The sequence below is a fragment of the Acinetobacter lwoffii genome (genome assembly GCF_024129435.1).
Taxonomy (GTDB): Bacteria; Pseudomonadota; Gammaproteobacteria; order Pseudomonadales; family Moraxellaceae; genus Acinetobacter; species Acinetobacter lwoffii_F.
This window is the reverse complement of sequence record NZ_JAMXXN010000010.1, coordinates 36,005-53,704: the sequence shown is the minus strand read 5'-3', so window position 1 is coordinate 53,704 and position 17,700 is coordinate 36,005. Positions and strand designations below refer to the sequence as shown.

General features: G+C 37.4%; 15 protein-coding genes and 2 tRNA genes. 14 read left to right on the top strand and 3 right to left on the bottom strand.

The window, feature by feature from the left end; translation table 11 throughout:
* Position 1 precedes the first annotated feature (1 nt).
* The 8 genes from NI455_RS08590 (at position 2) to NI455_RS08555 (ending at position 11,574) form a co-directional block, all read left to right on the top strand.
* Positions 2-1,687, top strand: a complete 1,686-nt coding sequence (locus NI455_RS08590; protein WP_253113594.1) for a polysaccharide biosynthesis/export family protein — start codon at positions 2-4, stop codon at positions 1,685-1,687.
* A 54-nt stretch (positions 1,688-1,741) separates the two neighbouring features.
* On the top strand, positions 1,742-2,908 hold the full coding sequence (locus NI455_RS08585) for a GT-D fold domain-containing glycosyltransferase (RefSeq protein WP_253113592.1): 1,167 nt from the start codon (positions 1,742-1,744) through the stop codon (positions 2,906-2,908).
* 263 nt (positions 2,909-3,171) lie between these two features.
* Complete coding sequence (locus NI455_RS08580) at positions 3,172-4,452, top strand: glycosyltransferase family 2 protein (RefSeq protein WP_253113589.1); 1,281 nt, start codon at positions 3,172-3,174, stop codon at positions 4,450-4,452.
* Positions 4,453-4,470: 18 nt separating this feature from the next.
* A complete protein-coding gene (locus NI455_RS08575) occupies positions 4,471-5,760 on the top strand; it encodes a CDP-glycerol glycerophosphotransferase family protein (RefSeq protein WP_253113587.1) in 1,290 nt (429 codons plus the stop codon).
* Positions 5,761-5,772: 12 nt separating this feature from the next.
* Entirely contained in the window at positions 5,773-7,146 is a 1,374-nt protein-coding gene (locus NI455_RS08570) for a bifunctional cytidylyltransferase/SDR family oxidoreductase (protein WP_253113585.1), read from the top strand.
* Positions 7,147-7,156: 10 nt separating this feature from the next.
* The gene (locus tag NI455_RS08565) at positions 7,157-8,320 is read left to right on the top strand and encodes a hypothetical protein (protein ID WP_253113583.1); all 1,164 of its coding nucleotides are present in this window, start codon (positions 7,157-7,159) and stop codon (positions 8,318-8,320) included.
* Complete coding sequence (locus NI455_RS08560; protein WP_253113582.1) at positions 8,321-10,303, top strand: capsule polysaccharide biogenesis protein; 1,983 nt, start codon at positions 8,321-8,323, stop codon at positions 10,301-10,303.
* Positions 10,304-10,314: 11 nt separating this feature from the next.
* Entirely contained in the window at positions 10,315-11,574 is a 1,260-nt protein-coding gene (locus NI455_RS08555) for a capsule polysaccharide biogenesis protein (protein ID WP_253113581.1), read from the top strand.
* Positions 11,575-11,746: 172 nt separating this feature from the next.
* Here NI455_RS08555 and NI455_RS08550 read toward each other — a convergent pair.
* Positions 11,747-11,822: transfer RNA gene (locus NI455_RS08550), tRNA-Gly, on the bottom strand.
* A 48-nt stretch (positions 11,823-11,870) separates the two neighbouring features.
* Positions 11,871-11,943, bottom strand: a tRNA-Gly gene (locus NI455_RS08545).
* Positions 11,944-12,176: 233 nt separating this feature from the next.
* Here NI455_RS08545 and NI455_RS08540 point away from each other — a divergent pair.
* The 5 genes from NI455_RS08540 to NI455_RS08520 all read left to right on the top strand — a co-directional run bounded on the left by NI455_RS08540 (position 12,177) and on the right by NI455_RS08520 (position 15,017).
* Positions 12,177-12,485 carry a BolA family protein gene (locus tag NI455_RS08540; protein WP_004280957.1) on the top strand — a complete coding sequence of 103 codons (309 nt, stop codon included), beginning with the start codon at positions 12,177-12,179 and terminating at the stop codon, positions 12,483-12,485.
* Between the two features lie 9 nt (positions 12,486-12,494).
* Positions 12,495-12,887: a SirB2 family protein gene (locus NI455_RS08535; protein ID WP_253113580.1), complete on the top strand. Its 393-nt coding sequence runs from the start codon at positions 12,495-12,497 to the stop codon at positions 12,885-12,887.
* A 96-nt stretch (positions 12,888-12,983) separates the two neighbouring features.
* On the top strand, positions 12,984-13,820 hold the full coding sequence (locus NI455_RS08530; protein ID WP_004280959.1) for a ParA family protein: 837 nt from the start codon (positions 12,984-12,986) through the stop codon (positions 13,818-13,820).
* Positions 13,821-13,833: 13 nt separating this feature from the next.
* The gene (locus tag NI455_RS08525; protein ID WP_253113578.1) at positions 13,834-14,226 is read left to right on the top strand and encodes a hypothetical protein; all 393 of its coding nucleotides are present in this window, start codon (positions 13,834-13,836) and stop codon (positions 14,224-14,226) included.
* A 197-nt stretch (positions 14,227-14,423) separates the two neighbouring features.
* Complete coding sequence (locus tag NI455_RS08520) at positions 14,424-15,017, top strand: threonine transporter RhtB (protein WP_253113576.1); 594 nt, start codon at positions 14,424-14,426, stop codon at positions 15,015-15,017.
* Positions 15,018-15,055: 38 nt separating this feature from the next.
* On the opposite strand, the gene NI455_RS08515 is transcribed toward NI455_RS08520, so the two are convergent.
* The gene (locus tag NI455_RS08515; protein ID WP_004644839.1) at positions 15,056-15,694 is read right to left on the bottom strand and encodes a DedA family protein; all 639 of its coding nucleotides are present in this window, start codon (positions 15,692-15,694) and stop codon (positions 15,056-15,058) included.
* Between the two features lie 344 nt (positions 15,695-16,038).
* Between NI455_RS08515 and guaA the strand changes: the two genes are divergently transcribed.
* Positions 16,039-17,607, top strand: coding sequence for a glutamine-hydrolyzing GMP synthase (gene guaA, locus NI455_RS08510; RefSeq protein WP_253113574.1), 1,569 nt, complete (start codon positions 16,039-16,041; stop codon positions 17,605-17,607).
* The last annotated feature ends 93 nt before the right edge of the window (positions 17,608-17,700 follow it).

Genomic DNA, 17,700 nt, shown 5'->3' with positions numbered 1-17,700 from the left:
TATGAAAAAAATTGCGTTATTATCAGTTTTATCATTGGCCTGTGCGACGACTGGTTATGCATTTGATCCAAGTTTATTGCCAAGCGAAGTATCTCAGACCTTCAGTGGCGGAAATTTCGATACAGCAAGTGCTAACAGTACTGCCCTGTTAAACAGCCAGTCTGTGGTTGAGCTTTCTCCAAGCAGCTCAATGAAATATCCAATTCAAAACAAGATGTTTGGTTCGCAGCTTTTTAAAGGGGCTTTTGCCTCAACTGCGGGATCGACCTTCAATAGTAGTTATCAAATAAATCCGGGCGATAATATTAATTTACGCCTCTGGGGTGCCTATCAGTTTAACGGCACTCAAAGCGTCGATCCACAAGGCAATATTTTTATTCCGAATGTCGGACCGGTCAAAGTAGCAGGTGTTCGGAATGGCAGTCTACAGTCGGTAGTTGAAGCGCAGGTACGACGTATTTATGTGTCTAATGTCGGCGTGTATGCCGCCCTTGAGCAAGCTCAGCCGGTAAAAGTGATGGTTACTGGCTTTGTGAATCAGCCCGGTAATTATGGTGGTGTGGCGAATGATAGTGTTATTGCTTACCTGGATCGTGCGGGTGGGGTAGATCCAGAACGTGGCAGTTATATTGATATTAAAGTCATGCGCAATGGCCAAACAGTTCAGCAGGTCGATTTGTATGACTTCTTGTTACAAGGTCAAATTCGTCCTTTTTCCTTCCGTGACGGTGATGTAATTGTGGTCGGGCAGCGTACCCATACCTTTAATGTCTCTGGTGAAGTCTATAACCAGAATGATTTTGAGTTTAACTCACCTGCGGTTACGCTGGCACAGGCTTTGGCATTTGCCAAACTTAAACCCGGAGCAACTAATGTCAGTATTCAACGTCGGCAAGGCGCAGAATACCGCAGTGAATATTATTCGTTGAATCAAGCACCGAATATCATGATTGAGGATGGTGATATTGTCACTGTAACGGCTGACCGTTATGCAGGTACGATTCAAGTGCGTGTTGATGGTGCTCATAATGGCGCCCATGCTATTGTTTTACCTTATGGGGCTAAATTGAGTGATGTGTTGACCCAATTACAGCCTAATGCTTTGGCTGAAGTGGAATCTTTGCAATTGTTCCGTCCTTCTGTGGCCAAGCGCCAAAAAGAGATGTTAAATGTCGCTCTAGATAAGTTGGAAGAAACCACATTTAATGCACGCTCAAGCACGCAGGAAGAAGCAGCTTTACGTTTACGCGATGCAGAATTGGTCAAGCAGTTTATTGCTAAAGCGCGTCAAGTAGAGCCTAAAGGGCAGGTGGTGCTGAATCCAGATACTTTTCAAGATGTGATATTGGAACAGGGTGATATTTTACATATTCCAGAGAAAACCTCCGTGGTCATGGTGCATGGTGAAGTTGCTTTCCCGAATGGTATTGAATACAGAAATGGTTTAAGTGCTAAAAATTACATTGAGCAGGTTGGAGGTTTTAGTCAAAAATCGAATAAGTCCAAAGTAATTGTGATTCGTCAAAATGGTAAAGCTGAACTTGTACGTAAAGGTGAAAAAATTCAGCAAGGTGATGAAATCCTAGTTTTGCCTAAAGCGCAAACCAAAGGTATTGAGTTAACACGTGGTATTACACAAGTGCTCTATCAAATTGCGGTAGCAGCTAAAGTAGCTTTGGATTTATAAATATATAAAACTAAACTAAAAATTTAATAGTATTGTTTAAAGAGGGAAGTTTTTTTGGATACCATTAATATTAAGCCAGAAAATATTAATATACTTCATGAAGTGCTTGTAAAGCACTTTTTTGGAAATGCAATGATAGAAAGTATTAATATTTATAAAAATTCTTTAGTTTATCTGACGATTAAAATAAATAATATTCATTTTTCTTTAGATGTATATTTAGACTCTACTATTGATATAGTTTTTAGAAATGATGAAACAAGGAAATTTTATTCTGAATACTTTAAATGTAATTTAAATGTTAAAAATAATATTCTAGGAAAAGAAGAAGTTTTAAATAAAGTTTTTCAAGTTTCGGCTAATAGTATTCTTGATATTGTAGAGGAAACTTTGGATTTTTTGGTTTCAATAGAAAATGATTCAAATATGAGATTAAAAAAAATAAATGAAAGTGTATTTATTTTAAGTCAGCAAATTATCGAAGATAATAGAAATAAAACCTTTTTAGATATGGATTTATTTTTAAGAGATAAACAATTATCAATATTAGATACTTTAAAGGTTATTAAAGAAAAAGAACTAAGTATAGCTAGATTTGGTGATGGTGAAATTCGCTGCATGATTACTAAAAATGGTTGTGGTTTTCAAAAGCATGATTGGAAATTAATGTCCGAGTTAATGGAAATTAATCGAGAAAAATCAGATTTATTGGTTTGTTATCCAGGTTTTTTAGTATATGAAAACTTTTGGTTGAATTTTTGGAGGGAGTATTGGGCTAGGGTAAAATGTTATATTAAGCAAGATGTTTTAGGTGATGCCATGATAACTAGACCTGAGGCATTCTATCTACATGGGCATGATATCTCTAAATTGTGGATTGATATATGGGACAATAAAAATATTTGCTTTGTAACTGGGAAGTCTTCACGCTTGAATTCCAACCATCATTTGTTTTCTAATTTAAAGAATGCTTCTTATGTTTATACAAAAAATAATAATGCTTATGAATGTATAGATGAGATTTATAGTAATTGTCTTAAAGAAAAAAATATTGATATTTTTTTAATTGCATTAGGTCCAACAGGAACTGCTTTAGCTGCAAGATTACATAATTCCGGTAGAAGAGCATTAGATATAGGGCACCTAAATAATAGTTTTGATACTGTTTTTGAAGGGTGTGTTAGACCAGAAAAAGTCAAATATGAAAAAAATATATACTAGACCTTGCTAAAATATGCTCTTACCTAATTTTTGAATTAGCTAAAACCTTATAAAATATAGCTTGTGGCTGTTTGAATTTTGAATAGTACAAGAAGTCTAATATAAATAGTTTTATTGTGGTTTATACTTATTGATACATTTATTTGAAATTATTGTGATATGGAGATAGTTGAAGTTAAAGTAGAGGGGATTAGTTAAGACTTGTGAGATACTGAAGAAAGTATTTCAAGTATATCGTATATTAATATTAATCGGAATTTTTTATGAATGAATTGGAAAATTTAAAAGTTAAACTTAATGAATTCATTAGGGAGGAAAGTTTTTTTAAAAAAATTAGTCATAAGACATGGATTTATAATTATAATACTCTAGTCTTAGATTGTGATTTAAGTGAAAAGAAAATTGCATTTGATTTTTATTTTAAAGATAACTTATTATATGTGGATTTAATCGATAGAGATTTGAACAATAAGAAAAATATATATTGTGATTCTATTAATAGCTATGAAATTGCATTTTTAAAATTTCATAATGAAATTCAATTTTCATTTAATGAAATTAGGGAAGGTTTTTCTTTTATAGTTTCAATAATCGTACCAGTTTATAATAGAGAAAATTTAATAAAAAGCTGTATTGAAAGTATAAATAACCAAAAAACTTCATTTGAAAATTTTGAAGTCGTATTTGTTGATGATTACTCATCAGACTCTTCTATAAAAACGATAGAAAATTTAATTAGTAAAAAAGTCAATTATAGGATATTAAGAAGACCTATTAATTCAGGTTCTGCAAGTTCACCCAGAAATGATGGAATTAAAGCATCAAAAGGGGAATTTGTCTTATTCTTAGATTCTGATGATTATTTATATGATTATACAATTGCTGATTTGTTGGATTTAGTAGATAAAGAAAATTCAGATATTATATATCTTAAAATTAACGGAGATAAGGGCCGGCCTTTTGGTATTAGACCATATAAAAAAGGCGATGTATTACAAGCTTCTATTGATAAAGATCATTTAGTAAGATCTCTAATGCCTTCTAAGTTAATTAGAAAAAGTTTATTAATTAAAAACAATATTTATTTCCCTATTGATATTAAGGTGGGTGAAGATCGTGTATTTTTAATACAAGCTTTATCTAAGGCTAAAAAAATTAGTATATTAGCAAATAGGCCTTATTATTATTTGGTTAATCATGATCAAGAAAGATTAACTTTTGCCCATCAAACTTTAGAGCAGGATCTAGAATTGGTTTCTAGGACCATGAGGTATATTAGCCGTTCCAATTTAAATATAGAAGAAAAGAAAAAGTTTTTTTCATCTTGGATGAATGTTATTCTAGAGTCATATGTGAAAAATAGGATAAAAAGTAATAAAAATAGTAGGAAAAATAAAATAGCTTATATTAAAAGTATTATTAGGGAGTATAGTTTTTATCCTGAATTACATGATGATTCTTGTATCTACCCAGAATTTAAAGTTCTATATAAGTATTTTGTAAGTTATGATTTGGAAAATTTATTTAAAGTTAATGTTGAATGATTTTAGGAAAAATAATTTATGTCTAAGTTAAAGAAGCTTATAAAGAATCCAGAACTTTTTTTAAATGATTTTATGGAAAAAAGATACCCTCCCGGAATTAAGTTAATAGATGTAATAAAAAAAAGGTTCATGACTCAAGAAAAATCTATTTTAAATAAAGGTTCTGCGAGTGTTATTACATCAAATATTCGCCTTTTTAAAAAAACAGTTCACCTTTTACATACTGGTGAAGGTTTAACTCATGGCCCATCTCATTTAGATTTATGGGTAGAGCATTTTGCTAAATCTGGTGAAGAATTCGCAATATTGGTACGCAATAAGGCTTTATTTGATTGGGCTATAAAAAAATACTCTTATTTAGATATCGTCTATGCAAAAAACCCAAGTGATGTAGAAAATATATTAAATAAGCTACCTTTTATTAATGTAATTTATTATTTTTCGAATACAGGAAATCTAATACATACTTTAAGATATAATCGTTATAAGCATGTATTCTTGGGTCATGGCGATAGTGAAAAAGCTGCTAGTGCACACAAATTTTTTCGTGTATATGATGAAATTTGGGTGGCAGGTCAAGCTCATATAGATCGTTTTAAAAATACTGATTTTAATACTGATCATATCAAATTCGTTAAGATCGGTCGTCCGAATTTAAAGAATACATTAACAGTACAGTACGTACCATCTAAAAACCAAAGAAAACGTTTGGTTTATTTACCTACATGGGAAGGAGTTTATGAGGAGAATAACTACTCATCAGCTCATTTGGCTCCAGTAATGTTAAATACGATTTTTAGTAAATTTAATTATTTAATAGATATTAAGCTTCATCCTGTTCTTGGCTCAAGGGATAGTACTTTATTGAATTTGCCAATGACACTAGAGGAAATATTTTTCCAAAATAAAGATGATGTAACTTTATTCCCAAAAGAAGTTTCAGTTGAAAAAATCATTAAACATGCTGATTTCTATATTTGCGATATCTCTGCGGTAGTCAGTGAGTGTATTTCTACATTAGCACCTATTTTCTTGTTCATGCCTAAAGATAGAGAAGTCGTCATATCTAGTAGTAATATGCAGTATAGTGAATACACTTATATATTTTCTGATATTGAAGAGCTACTAGAACTTTTAGAGAGCGTTATTGTTCAAGGTAACGATCCATTAGCAGATGCACGTTATAAAGCCTTAGACTATCTGTTAACAATAGATGCTACCAAGAATGATGAGTTTACCAAGCAATTAAAGAAGATTTCCGAATCATCAACTTTATTGAACAATAGTCGTGAAAAAGTAATTCAGTAATTGAGATTTTAAATGAAAAACATAGCAGTAATTTTATCTGGTGGTTCAGGCTCACGCTTTGGAGGTGCTTTACCGAAACAGTTTACAAAGCTTGCAGGTAAGGCGATTATTGAATATACCATTGATGTTTTTCAAAACTCAGATGATATCGATGAGATTTTTATTGTCTCCCAGACCCACCATATTAACCGCACATGGGACCTGATCAAAAAAAACAAGTGGTCTAAAATTTCCAAAGTAGTAACAGGTGGGGATGAACGCTTTGATTCAACCTATTCGGCTTTAACAGCTTTAAAAGAATATGATGACTCATGTAATGTGCTCTTTCATGATGCAGTTCGACCTTTAGTCAATCAAGAAATTATTAGTAACTGTGTCGAAGCTTTAAAGGATTTTGATGCAGTAGATGTTGTTATTCCTTCAGCGGATACTTTGGTTGAAATTTACGATGATGGATGTATTGCCAATATTCCTCAACGCTCACATATGCGTCGAGGCCAAACTCCACAAGCATTCAAACTGGGCTCAATCCAATTAGCTTATAAAAAAGCATTGGAAAAAAATCGTAAAATCTTTACCTGTGACTGTGGTGTGATTCGGGCAATGTTGCCGCGCACTCGTGTAGCAACTGTAGAAGGAAGTGAACGCAATTTAAAAGTTACTCATCCTGTTGACTTGTTTATTGCCGAAAAGTTTCTTCAATCTGCTCATGGAATCCCTTTCCGTGAAGGGGATAATTTTGATTATCTAAAAGATAAAAATATTGTGATTTTTGGTGGCACCAGTGGTATTGGCCTGGAAATGAAAAATATTGCAGTATTGCATGGTGCTCATGTTGAAATTGCAAGCCGCTCATACAATCAAATAGATATTTGTAATTTGCAAAGTGTAAAAAGCTATCTTGCAGATATGAAAATAAAGCTAGGACATATTGATTATATTGTGAATACTGCTGGTTTGTTGATTAAAAAGCCAATTGATACTTTGACTATTGAAGAAATTACCGCATTGATTGGGGTGAACTATACTGGTGCAGTAAATGTAGCAATTGCATCTAAACCTTATTTACTAGAGACCTCAGGTATGCTGATGAACTTTACCTCTAGTTCATATACACGTGGTCGTGCATTTTATGCGCTCTACTCTTCAACGAATGCGGCAATCGTGAATTTTACTCAAGCAATTGCAGAAGAATGGAGTGATGAAGGAATTCGCGTTACTTGTATTAATCCTGAGCGTACAGCAACACCAATGCGTACAGCAAACTTTGGTATAGAGCCAGCGGAATTATTGCTCTCGGCCAAGGAAGTTGCAATGACTAGTCTTAAAGTGTTAGGAACTAAAAATACAGGTATAATTGTTGACGTTCGTAAAGACGGTCGCTAAGAATTTGAATATGCCTGAAAATAATCTGTACTATATCTATATAGATTCAAAAATTGAAGGAACTATAGATCAATTGATGGGTTATTTTCAGGCTAATATTTTCCATCCTGATGATTGTATTTGTATTTACTTCAAGTTTTATAAAGATATTGAAAAGTATATTCATAAACGATTTAAAAGTACTTCTATTCGATATAAATTTATGCGTAAAAATTCAGATTTTTCTTTTCAGAAAAATAAAGTTGTTTTTTATCTCTTTAATGCTCAATCTAATTGCCGTGTAGTTGCTCATCGAGACTTAGTACATATCTTTGTGACACACGGGGAAAGCCATAAATTGGCATCTATAAAGCCCATCATACGCATTTACGATTTTGTGATAACCTCAGGGCAAGTGGGTGTAGATCGTTTTTTGAAAGCTGGTATTTTTAACTCATTTAATATCCAAAATGAACAACGTGTTATTCCCATGGGAAATACGTTTATCGGCCAGCATTCCTATTATGCTGATGTAAATTCTGATGCCATGTTGTATGCACCAACTTGGGAAGGGGGGATTCCAAGTGAGAACTATTGCTCAATAGGCACACATGCAACGAAAAAATTAACGTGGCTTATTCAGATAAACAAAATTAAGAAACTTTATATTCAAGTACACCCCAATTTGGGCCATAGGGATAAAAGATACCTTGATTATCTTAAAAAGATGGTTAAAGATCTAAATAAATTAGACATTGCTGTGATTTTGATCAAATCAAATTTTCGATTTTTTGAACGATTTAATTATTTTAGTTGTGAGTTACAGACATCAGATGATCTCAAACCGATTGCTTTAAGAGGAGCTGTTGTTGATATTTCAGCGATGGAAATGCAATTGATTAGTGAACACATCCCAACCCTAGTTTTATATCAAGAAAAGCAGTTAGATGGTTTAATTATTCCTAAACGCATAGCTCATCTATACAATGCTAAAAACTCTTTAGAAGCTTTTAATATTGATGATACTGGTTTCCAAGCTCGAATGAAGGAGATATTAAATCATTTCGATTATTTAATAGATTATCAAGAAAGTCATTTGGAGCAAAAAAGTTTTCGGGAGCGAATACATTGGCTGTGCCATTTCGCTACACAAAAAAAGATTAAATTACAAAGACAATTATTGAGCATGTATTAAATGATTCTAAATCAATATTTAGAAAAGCATAATTTAAGTAATTGGAAAAAATCCTTAAATATCTATCATGAATTTCATGCTGGCTGGGGCCGTAAAAAAAGTTTCTTTAAAGCTCAAGCTCTTGCTGAAAAAAAGGGTTTAAAGGCGCTGTGTCTTGAGGATGGATTTATCCGTTCTTTAGGCCTCGGCAAAGACGGTTATGCCCCTCTTTCCCTAGTGGTAGATGAAATAGGGATTTATTTCGATGCCTTACAATCCTCCGACTTGGAACAACTGATTCTTCAGCCTGAAAATGAAGAATTAAACTTACGGGCCGCATCTGCTATTCAGACCATTTTGCGTCATAAAATCACCAAATATAATCAAAAATTCCTAAGTGTAGAATCAGGAAAATTTAACCAAAATACTAAGCATATTTTAGTTATTGATCAAACCTTTGGAGATCAATCCATCAAATATGCAGGTGTGACATCAGAAACATTTAAAACCATGTTGGCACAAGCTTGTTCAGACCATCCACAAGCGACCATTTGGGTGAAAACCCATCCAGATGTATTGGCAGGCAAAGCACAATCCCATTTTCAAGCACAAGACTTCACATCTGCAAATATTCAGGTCTTAACGGATGCTTATAATCCGATTGAATTATTGGGCTATATCGATGAAGTTTATGTGGTCAGTTCACAGCTTGGCTTTGAAGCCTTGCTTTGTGGCAAGACAGTTCATTGTTTTGGGGTGCCGTGGTATGCAGGTTGGGGACTGACAGATGATCAATATGCACCTTTGGAAATCTTAAATGGAAGACGTGGTGTCAAACGTTCCCTCAACCATTTATTTGCATCTGCTTATTTTCATTATGCACGCTATGTCAATCCAGTTACCCGTGAGCGCTGTGAATGTGAAGATATTATAGATCTGATTATTCCGAATATTGAATTTCAAAAACATCTAGGTCAATCCTATATTGCGTATGGTTTTAGTCCCTGGAAAAAGAAATTTATTGCGGACTTTTTAAGCTTTCCAAAGCTTAGTTTAAAATTTCAACGCTATCTAAAGCCTAAAAAAAATCAGCCGACTCTTGCTTGGGGCAAAAAAGCGCAACGACTGAAAGATCAGAATTATCTAAATGTGATTACTGTAGAGGATGGATTTATCCGATCTGTTGGATTGGGCGCCACTTTAATTCGACCATGTTCGCTCGTTTTTGATGATGTCGGTATCTATTATGACGCGACAAAACCATCAGGAATTGAGAATCTTCTCAATCAAGTTAATCTTACCGAACAGCAGCTTCAAAGAGCACGTGATTTACAGCAAAAGCTGATCGATCTGAATATTTCAAAATACAATGTAGGTGAGTCAAGGCCATTAAAACGTCCTCAGCATTCGCGGGTTTTATTGGTCGTGGGGCAGGTTGAAGATGATATGTCGATTCAGCTCGGTGGAATCGGGATTAAAACTAATCTGGATTTGCTGAAAAAGGTGCGGGAAGATCATCCGGACAGTTATATTATCTATAAACCCCATCCAGATGTACAAACGGGTCTGCGGGTCGGAAAAATTTCCGACCAAGACATGTTGACCTATGCTAACCGAGTTGAATTAAACACCTCTATTTTAGAATGTTTTGAAATTTGTGATGAGGTACATACCATAACCTCACTCAGTGGCTTTGAGGCCTTGATTCGAGGCTTAAAAGTTTATTGTTATGGTTTACCATTTTATGCAGGTTGGGGATTAACACAGGACTTGTACTCATCACAAAGACGCAACAATAAAAATGTGACATTGGAAACTTTGTTATATGTAACTCTTGTAGAATATCCAACATATAATTTACCACATACTCAGGCGTCGGGTATTCCCCTGGTTCGCCCCGAGGATGTGATCGCTTATATTAAAAGTCAATTGGATCAACCGCTAGATCATGATCATCAGTATAAGCGTGTATTATTACAGTTATATAAAAAGTTTAAAAAATAGGCCAGTTTTTTATGTCAGTCCATGTGAATCGTTTATTGCTCTCTGAACGGGTTCTGTTGTTACAGGGGCCGATGGGAGGCTTTTTTAACCGTTTTTCTGCTTGGCTAAAAGATCATGATATTCAGTGTTTTAAAGTAAACTTGAATGGTGGAGATCAGTTTTTCTCACGTTCTTTTGAACATAATTTTGATTTTACCGGTCCTTATGCCGATTTTTCAGCGTGGATCGAAGACTTGCTCTTATCTCAAGAGATTGATGCAGTGGTATGTTTTGGAGACTGTCGTAAGTATCATCAAGTTGCAAAAAAAGTCGCATTAAAACATCGAATTAATTTTTTTGCTTTTGAGGAAGGCTATATTCGACCAAACTATATTACTTTTGAGCAAGGTGGAGTTAATTTCTTTTCCAACTTTTTGTCGCATTTAAAATTAAAAACAAAAAAACAAAAAAACACTCAAGCCCAAGAAGTCTCTCAGGTCAATAATAGTTATCGCTCGATGCTGATCAGTGTCATGGTCTATTATCTATTTATGCTGCTTTTCTCCTGGAAATATCCACATTATAAGCATCATCGACAGATGAGCATTTGGGCAGAAATTTATTATTGGATCTGGTCGGGTCTACGGCGTATCAAAAATTCTTGTGTGGAGGAAGCGCGTTTTAATGCATTGATGAATGCTTATAAAAAGCGTTATTTCGTTTTTGCTTTACAGGTACATAATGACTTTCAAATTCGAACCCATTCCGATTTAAAATGTATGAAAAAGTACATTCACATGGTGATTCAGGATTTTGCGCAGCATGCCGATCCATACCACCATTTGGTGCTCAAGCATCATCCGATGGATCGCGGTTATCGTAATTATGCCTCTTACATTCGTAAGCTGGCGAAGTCCTACGATGTTGAAGGGCGTATTCATTATTTTTGTGATATTCATTTACCTACGCTATTGAAAAATAGTCTGGGTTTTGTGGCGGTAAATAGTACTACCGGAATTCAGGCCTTATATCATCATATTCCGGTCAAGGTATTGGGTTATGCGCTTTATAATTTGCCTAAATTGACGAATCAACGTCCTTTGGCTAAATTCTGGAGAAATCCAGGTAAAGTCGATCAGGTGTACTTTAACTACTTCCGCGAAGAACTGATTAATTATTCCCAACTGAATGGAGCTTTTTATGGCGCTTCACCTTGGATGAATAATTATGATATGTCACATATCGAGGTTAACGTTGAAATGCAGCAAGCCAATAATCCTGTTTCCATTTGATAGGATGAGATCATTACTGGTTTATATAAGTAATTATTTATAAAATTTAGGGGTCTTTTCTAGGAAAGATCCTTGAGTACTTTTGTTTAATCTTTACTAAAAAAATAATGATAATAAGAGATTTAACACAATAAAAAAGCCCCGATCTTTCGATCAGGGCTTTTTTAGAATCTGGAGCGGGAAAGGAGACTCGAACTCCCGACCCCAACCTTGGCAAGGTTATGCTCTACCAACTGAGCTATTCCCGCGGAGTCTATAAAGTTTTTTAAATGAAAAAACTAAATGAAAAAATTTTGAGCGGGAAAGGAGACTCGAACTCCCGACCCCAACCTTGGCAAGGTTATGCTCTACCAACTGAGCTATTCCCGCATGCCGTGTATAATACAGCATGCAAAAATGTGGTCAACACCTTTGTTAAAAATCTTGCATCAATTGCATAAAATAAAAGCAAAATGCTGTAGACCAGACAATAAATAACCAATATTCATATAAAAATCAATAAATTTTCGCCACAATCAACGGATTGCATCTGAACAGATTACCGAAATACTCGGCAGAACAAGGTATACTGAGACCATATTTTTGAAGATTGGAGTCAGGCCATGAGCTTAGAACAACAACTGAAAGATCGTTTGGCACAATTATCCCCAACCCATTTGGAAGTGGTAAATGAGTCTTCGGGTCATGGTGGTTATTTCCCGGGAAAAGAATCGCATTTTAAAACCGTGATTGTGAGTCAGGCATTTGCCGGTTTGCGCCCCGTCCAGCGTCATCAGAAAGTTTATGCTGCTGCGGGTGATCTGCTGTCGAAAGACAAGATTCATGCGCTGGCTATTCATGCATTTTTGCCTGAAGAATGGGCAGGTCAGGATACGACCAGTCCGGCTTGTGCACACGCACCAAAAAACTAAGAGGAAATGATGGAAACCCAACTTTTAGTCAAGATTATCCATATGTCGGTAGCAGGACTGGCGATTGTCGCCATTCTTGCCCGTGCCTTGACCTTGTTTGTCGGTACACAAGGGAATTTACCTAATCCGGTGGCACGTATAGCGCTAGTCGCTTTACAGCATTTAGCTATCACGGTGATTGCACTGACCGGCATTGTGTCGCTCGTCCTCAAAGACTTTGATGTACAGCCTTGGTTTTATGCCAAAGTCATTTTATTTTTGGTACTGGTGTCCTCGTTAGGCAAAGCCTATAAAAAAGATGATTCTATCTTGCTATCGCAGCGTCGGGCTGGCTTAGTTATTGCTGTAGTTTCGTTGGTGTCTATTCTGGCTTTGGTAATGATCAAGCCGAATTTTGGCTAAAAGCAAGCTGGCTGTGATGATCAGCACAGCCAGTCCATGCAAATAATTAAAAAATACAAATGTGGTAAAAGTAATTAAAAATGTGAGGAGGGGGACATGCGTACACGTGTGGTATTTAATCAAAAGGGTGGGGTAGGCAAGTCGAGTATTACTGTCAATCTGGCAGCGATCAGTGCACATCAGGGTTTAAAAACCTTATTGATTGACCTGGATCCGCAGGCCAACTCTAGCCAGTATGTGCTGGGTGATGATGCGACGTATTCTAGTGACAAGCCGGCACTCGAACCGAATATCGAAAACTATTTTGAAGATGTACTCGGTAATCAGCAAAGCAAGGGCTTGCTTGGTAATGCGATTGGCTCGATTTTAAAAAGTCGTAGCAAAGGTCTGGAAAGCTATGTGCATCAATCTTCTTTTAAACATCTGGATGTTATTCCGGCTAGCCCGACACTGGGTGCATTGGCCCATGCACTGGAGTCCAAGCACAAGATTTATAAGCTACGAGATGCCTTGCAACAACTGTCGGGGCATTATGACCGGGTATTTATTGATACACCGCCTGCATTCAATTTCTTTACCCTCTCTGCTCTCATTGCGGCGAACCGCGTGCTGATTCCATTTGACTGTGATGTATTTTCTAAACGTGCCCTACAGACCCTGATTGAAAATGTGATTGAAACCCAGGATGACCATAATGAAGGGCTGGAAATCGAAGGGATTGTCGTGAACCAGTTTCAGGCACAGGCCAAATTACCGCGTGAAGTGGTACAACAGCTCAAAGATGAAGGCTTACCGGTCCTCGACAGTATGTTGCCACCCTCGATCTTGATGAAAGAATCTCATCAGAAAAATCAGCCTTTGATTCATTTGGCTACTGATCATAAATTGACTCAGGCCTATCAATCGTTGTTCAATGAGATAGAGCAGAATTAAGATCGAGTTAGCTATGAAACTTGTGAAAGTAAGCCTGAGTATTGCTGCACTGGCATTACTGAGTGCCTGTGCAACGCCGGTAAAACCGACTTATGTGTCGCCCACCCTCTATCAGACTTTGGGTTGTTCGCAATTACAGGGTGAATATAATCGTATTCAGCAGTATATCGACAATGGCGTTGAACCACCGAAACGTACTGGCATCGGTGTGGGCGTTGGTCTTGGCGGTGGTTGGGGTAGTCGCGGTGGATGGGGTATTGGCCCGAGTGTTTCAGTCAATATGGGACAGTCATCCGATACCAAAAGAACCGAACTGGCACGGCTTTTAGGCGAGCAGGAAGCGATTGTACAGGCCGCGCGTTATAAGAACTGTCCGATCATCGTTCGGCAGTCGACGCCTAAATAAATCATTCAACATTAAACGGATAAATGCTGACTTCGGGTCGGCATTTTTTATTGCTTTCACCAAGAATAGGGCGGTTTACATTAAGATAAAACTCACTGGAAATTGACCAGACTGTATATAAATCTGAAATTTATAAGCTTGTTATCCCACTTCCATATTGATTAAGCTACAACCTTGGCCCGGAAAAGTTCATTGCGATGATTGAAAATTGGTTATTTGTTTTAGGACTCATTGCTGTATTAATGGTTCCAGGGCCCGCCAATGCCTTGGTGGCCAGTTCTGCTCATCAGCAGGGGCAAGCCAGAACCAGTCTCTATCTTCCTGCTATTTTACTCGGCTATTTTTATGCCATTAATGTCTGGGCCTTGTTGATTCATCTGGCGTCACCGATCTGGCCAAATTTTAAAGGCTTGGTCTATGTACTGAGTACCATCTGTGTGGGCTGGATGACCTTGCATTTATATAAGGCTCAGCAGTTAGAACATTACAGCAAGACCCATCCGCAGATTCGCCCCTGGCAAATGTTTACCACTACCTTAAAAAATCCTAAAGCAGCATTGTTGGCCTCTGGAATTTTACCGATGGAAACCTGGCAAAGCCCGACCAACTTCGTTCTGGTTTTTGCTGCCTTTAGCTTGAGTACCGTTCCGGTCGGGATTTTCTGGATGGTCTTTGGTCAGGCAATTCTCACCAGTCCATCTGAAAAAATAAAAGCCGGCCTCATTTATAAAGGCGCGGCTTTATTTGTTCTGCTTTGTCTGATCCCACTCCTGATCAAGCTCTGGGATTAAACGCACAGGCTGTAAAAGAATCTTAATGTAAAAAGTTCTTAAGCTGTTTTACTTTTTTTGAGTTTTTGTTGAATAAAGCCAATCACACCTGGCAATACACTTAAAATAATGATGCCAAAAATTAGATAGGTGAAGTTGTCTTTGACGATCGGCATATTGCCAAACATATAGCCCAAAATGACAAATGAGCTAATCCAGGCGAATGCACCTACCACATTATAGGTCAGAAAATATTTGTAATTCATGCTGCCAGCACCGGCGACGAAGGGTGCGAAAGTACGGGCAAAAGGAACAAAACGCGCAAAAATAATGGTTTTACCACCATGTCTGGCAAAGAATTGCTGGGTCGCCAATAAGTGTTTTTTATTGATGAAGCGCGATTCGATCTCGAAAACCCGAGGACCAATATATTTACCAATATGATAATTCAGGGTGTCACCCAGAACTGCCGCAACAAACAAGAGTGGAATCAGCACCCATGGATCCATTGCACCAGTAGAGGCTGCCAGTGCACCTGCTGCAAATAGCAAGCTGTCGCCGGGCAGGAACGGCATCACCACCAGACCTGTTTCTACAAAGATAATCAGGAAAAGAATGGCATAAATCCAGATCCCGTAATTAGTGATAAATTCAAGCAAGTGATCATCAACATGCAAGATAAAATCAATCAGTTCCATGAGCCCAGTACAAGCAAAAGTGTGGTCAAATCCTAACAGCCCGGGGCATGAAAGTCAGTACCAGAAAGTAAAATAATTAAGGCTTCATCCATCTTCAATTAAGCAAAAATTTCTCTTACATATTATCTTCGGATTTTTATAAAAACAGGCTTAATTGGATTAAATCTTGAGCTTAAAAATATAAAAATGACAGACCAATCAAGGCATCCAAAGGGATGCTTTATTCTGCTAGAAATATAATGCAATCAACTAAATGCATACCTCATGCGAATTGTGTGCTTAATGCGCTGAAAAATGTTAGAATACGGCGCTTATCTTTCGTTTGCCTTTCATAGTTGTTCGTCATGACTACCAATACTCAAATTACTGAAGATCGTATCCTGATTCTGGATTTCGGTTCTCAATATAGTCAGCTCATCGCACGTCGTGTCCGTGAAGCTGGTGTATATTCTGAAATGTATGCCTATGATATGTCTGAAGAAGACATTCGTGCATTTAATCCAAACGGTATCATCTTGTCTGGTGGACCTGAGAGCGTTCACCTTGAGGGCAGCCCGCGTGCGCCGCAAGTGGTATTCGAGCTGGGTGTGCCGGTATTGGGTATTTGTTATGGCCTGCAAACCATGTGCGAACAACTTGGCGGTAAAGTTGAGCCAGGTACTGTGCATGAGTTTGGCTATGCAGAAGTAGATATTGTTGTACGTGACAAGCTGATCGGTAATTTACAGGACCGTGAAAACCAGCTGCATGTCTGGATGAGTCATGGTGACAAGGTTGCCCGTATTCCAGAAGGCTTCCAGATCACTGCACAGACGCCAAGCTGTCCAATTGCGATGGTTTCTGACGAAACTCGCCGTTTCTATGGTATTCAGTTCCATCCTGAAGTGACACATACTTCTAAAGGTGCAGAATTACTGTCGAACTTCGTGCATCAAATTTGTGGCTGTCGCGGTCTGTGGACGCCAGAACACATTATTGATCTACGTGTAGAACAGCTTCGCAAACAGATTGGTGATGAAAAAGTATTACTGGGTCTTTCTGGTGGTGTGGATTCATCTGTAGTGGCAGCGCTGTTGCATAAAGCGATCGGTGATCAGCTGACCTGTGTATTTGTAGACAACGGTTTGCTTCGTTTGAACGAAGGCGATCAAGTGATGCAAATGTTTGCTGACAACATGGGTATCCGTGTTATTCGTGCTGCTGCTGAAGAGCGTTTCTTGACTGCGCTTGCGGGTGAAGTTGATCCTGAAGCAAAACGTAAAATTATTGGCCGTGAATTTATTGCTGTCTTCGCTGAAGAAGCACGTAAATTAGATGGCGTAAAATTCCTTGCACAAGGTACGATTTATCCAGACGTAATTGAATCTGCTGCAAGCAAGCAGGGCAAGGCACATGTGATTAAATCACACCATAATGTGGGTGGTTTACCAGCAGATCTAGCGTTTGAACTGGTTGAACCATTACGTGACTTATTTAAAGATGAAGTACGTAAATTGGGTACGACTTTAGGTTTGCCGCACAGCATGATCTATCGTCATCCATTCCCAGGTCCGGGTCTAGGTGTGCGTATCTTAGGTGAAGTGAAAAAAGAATATGCAGACATTTTACGTCTTGCAGATGACATCTTCATGCAGGAACTACGTGACAGCGGCTGGTATGACAAGACTGCTCAAGCATTTGCAGTATTCCAGCCAGTAAAATCTGTGGGTGTTGTGGGTGATGGCCGTCGTTATGCATGGGTAATTGCACTGCGCGCAGTAGAAACTGTGGACTTTATGACAGCTCGTTTCGCGCATCTTCCATATGAACTTGTAGACAAAATCTCTACGCGTATCATGAATGAAATTGCTGACGTTTCTCGTGTGACTTATGACGTATCGTCTAAGCCACCTGCAACGATTGAATGGGAGTAATTTAGGGGTTTCGGACAGCACTGCTGTCCGCCTAAATTACGCCAAGCGCTATGCGCGCGGCAGTATCTGATTTATCAGATATAACCTAATAAA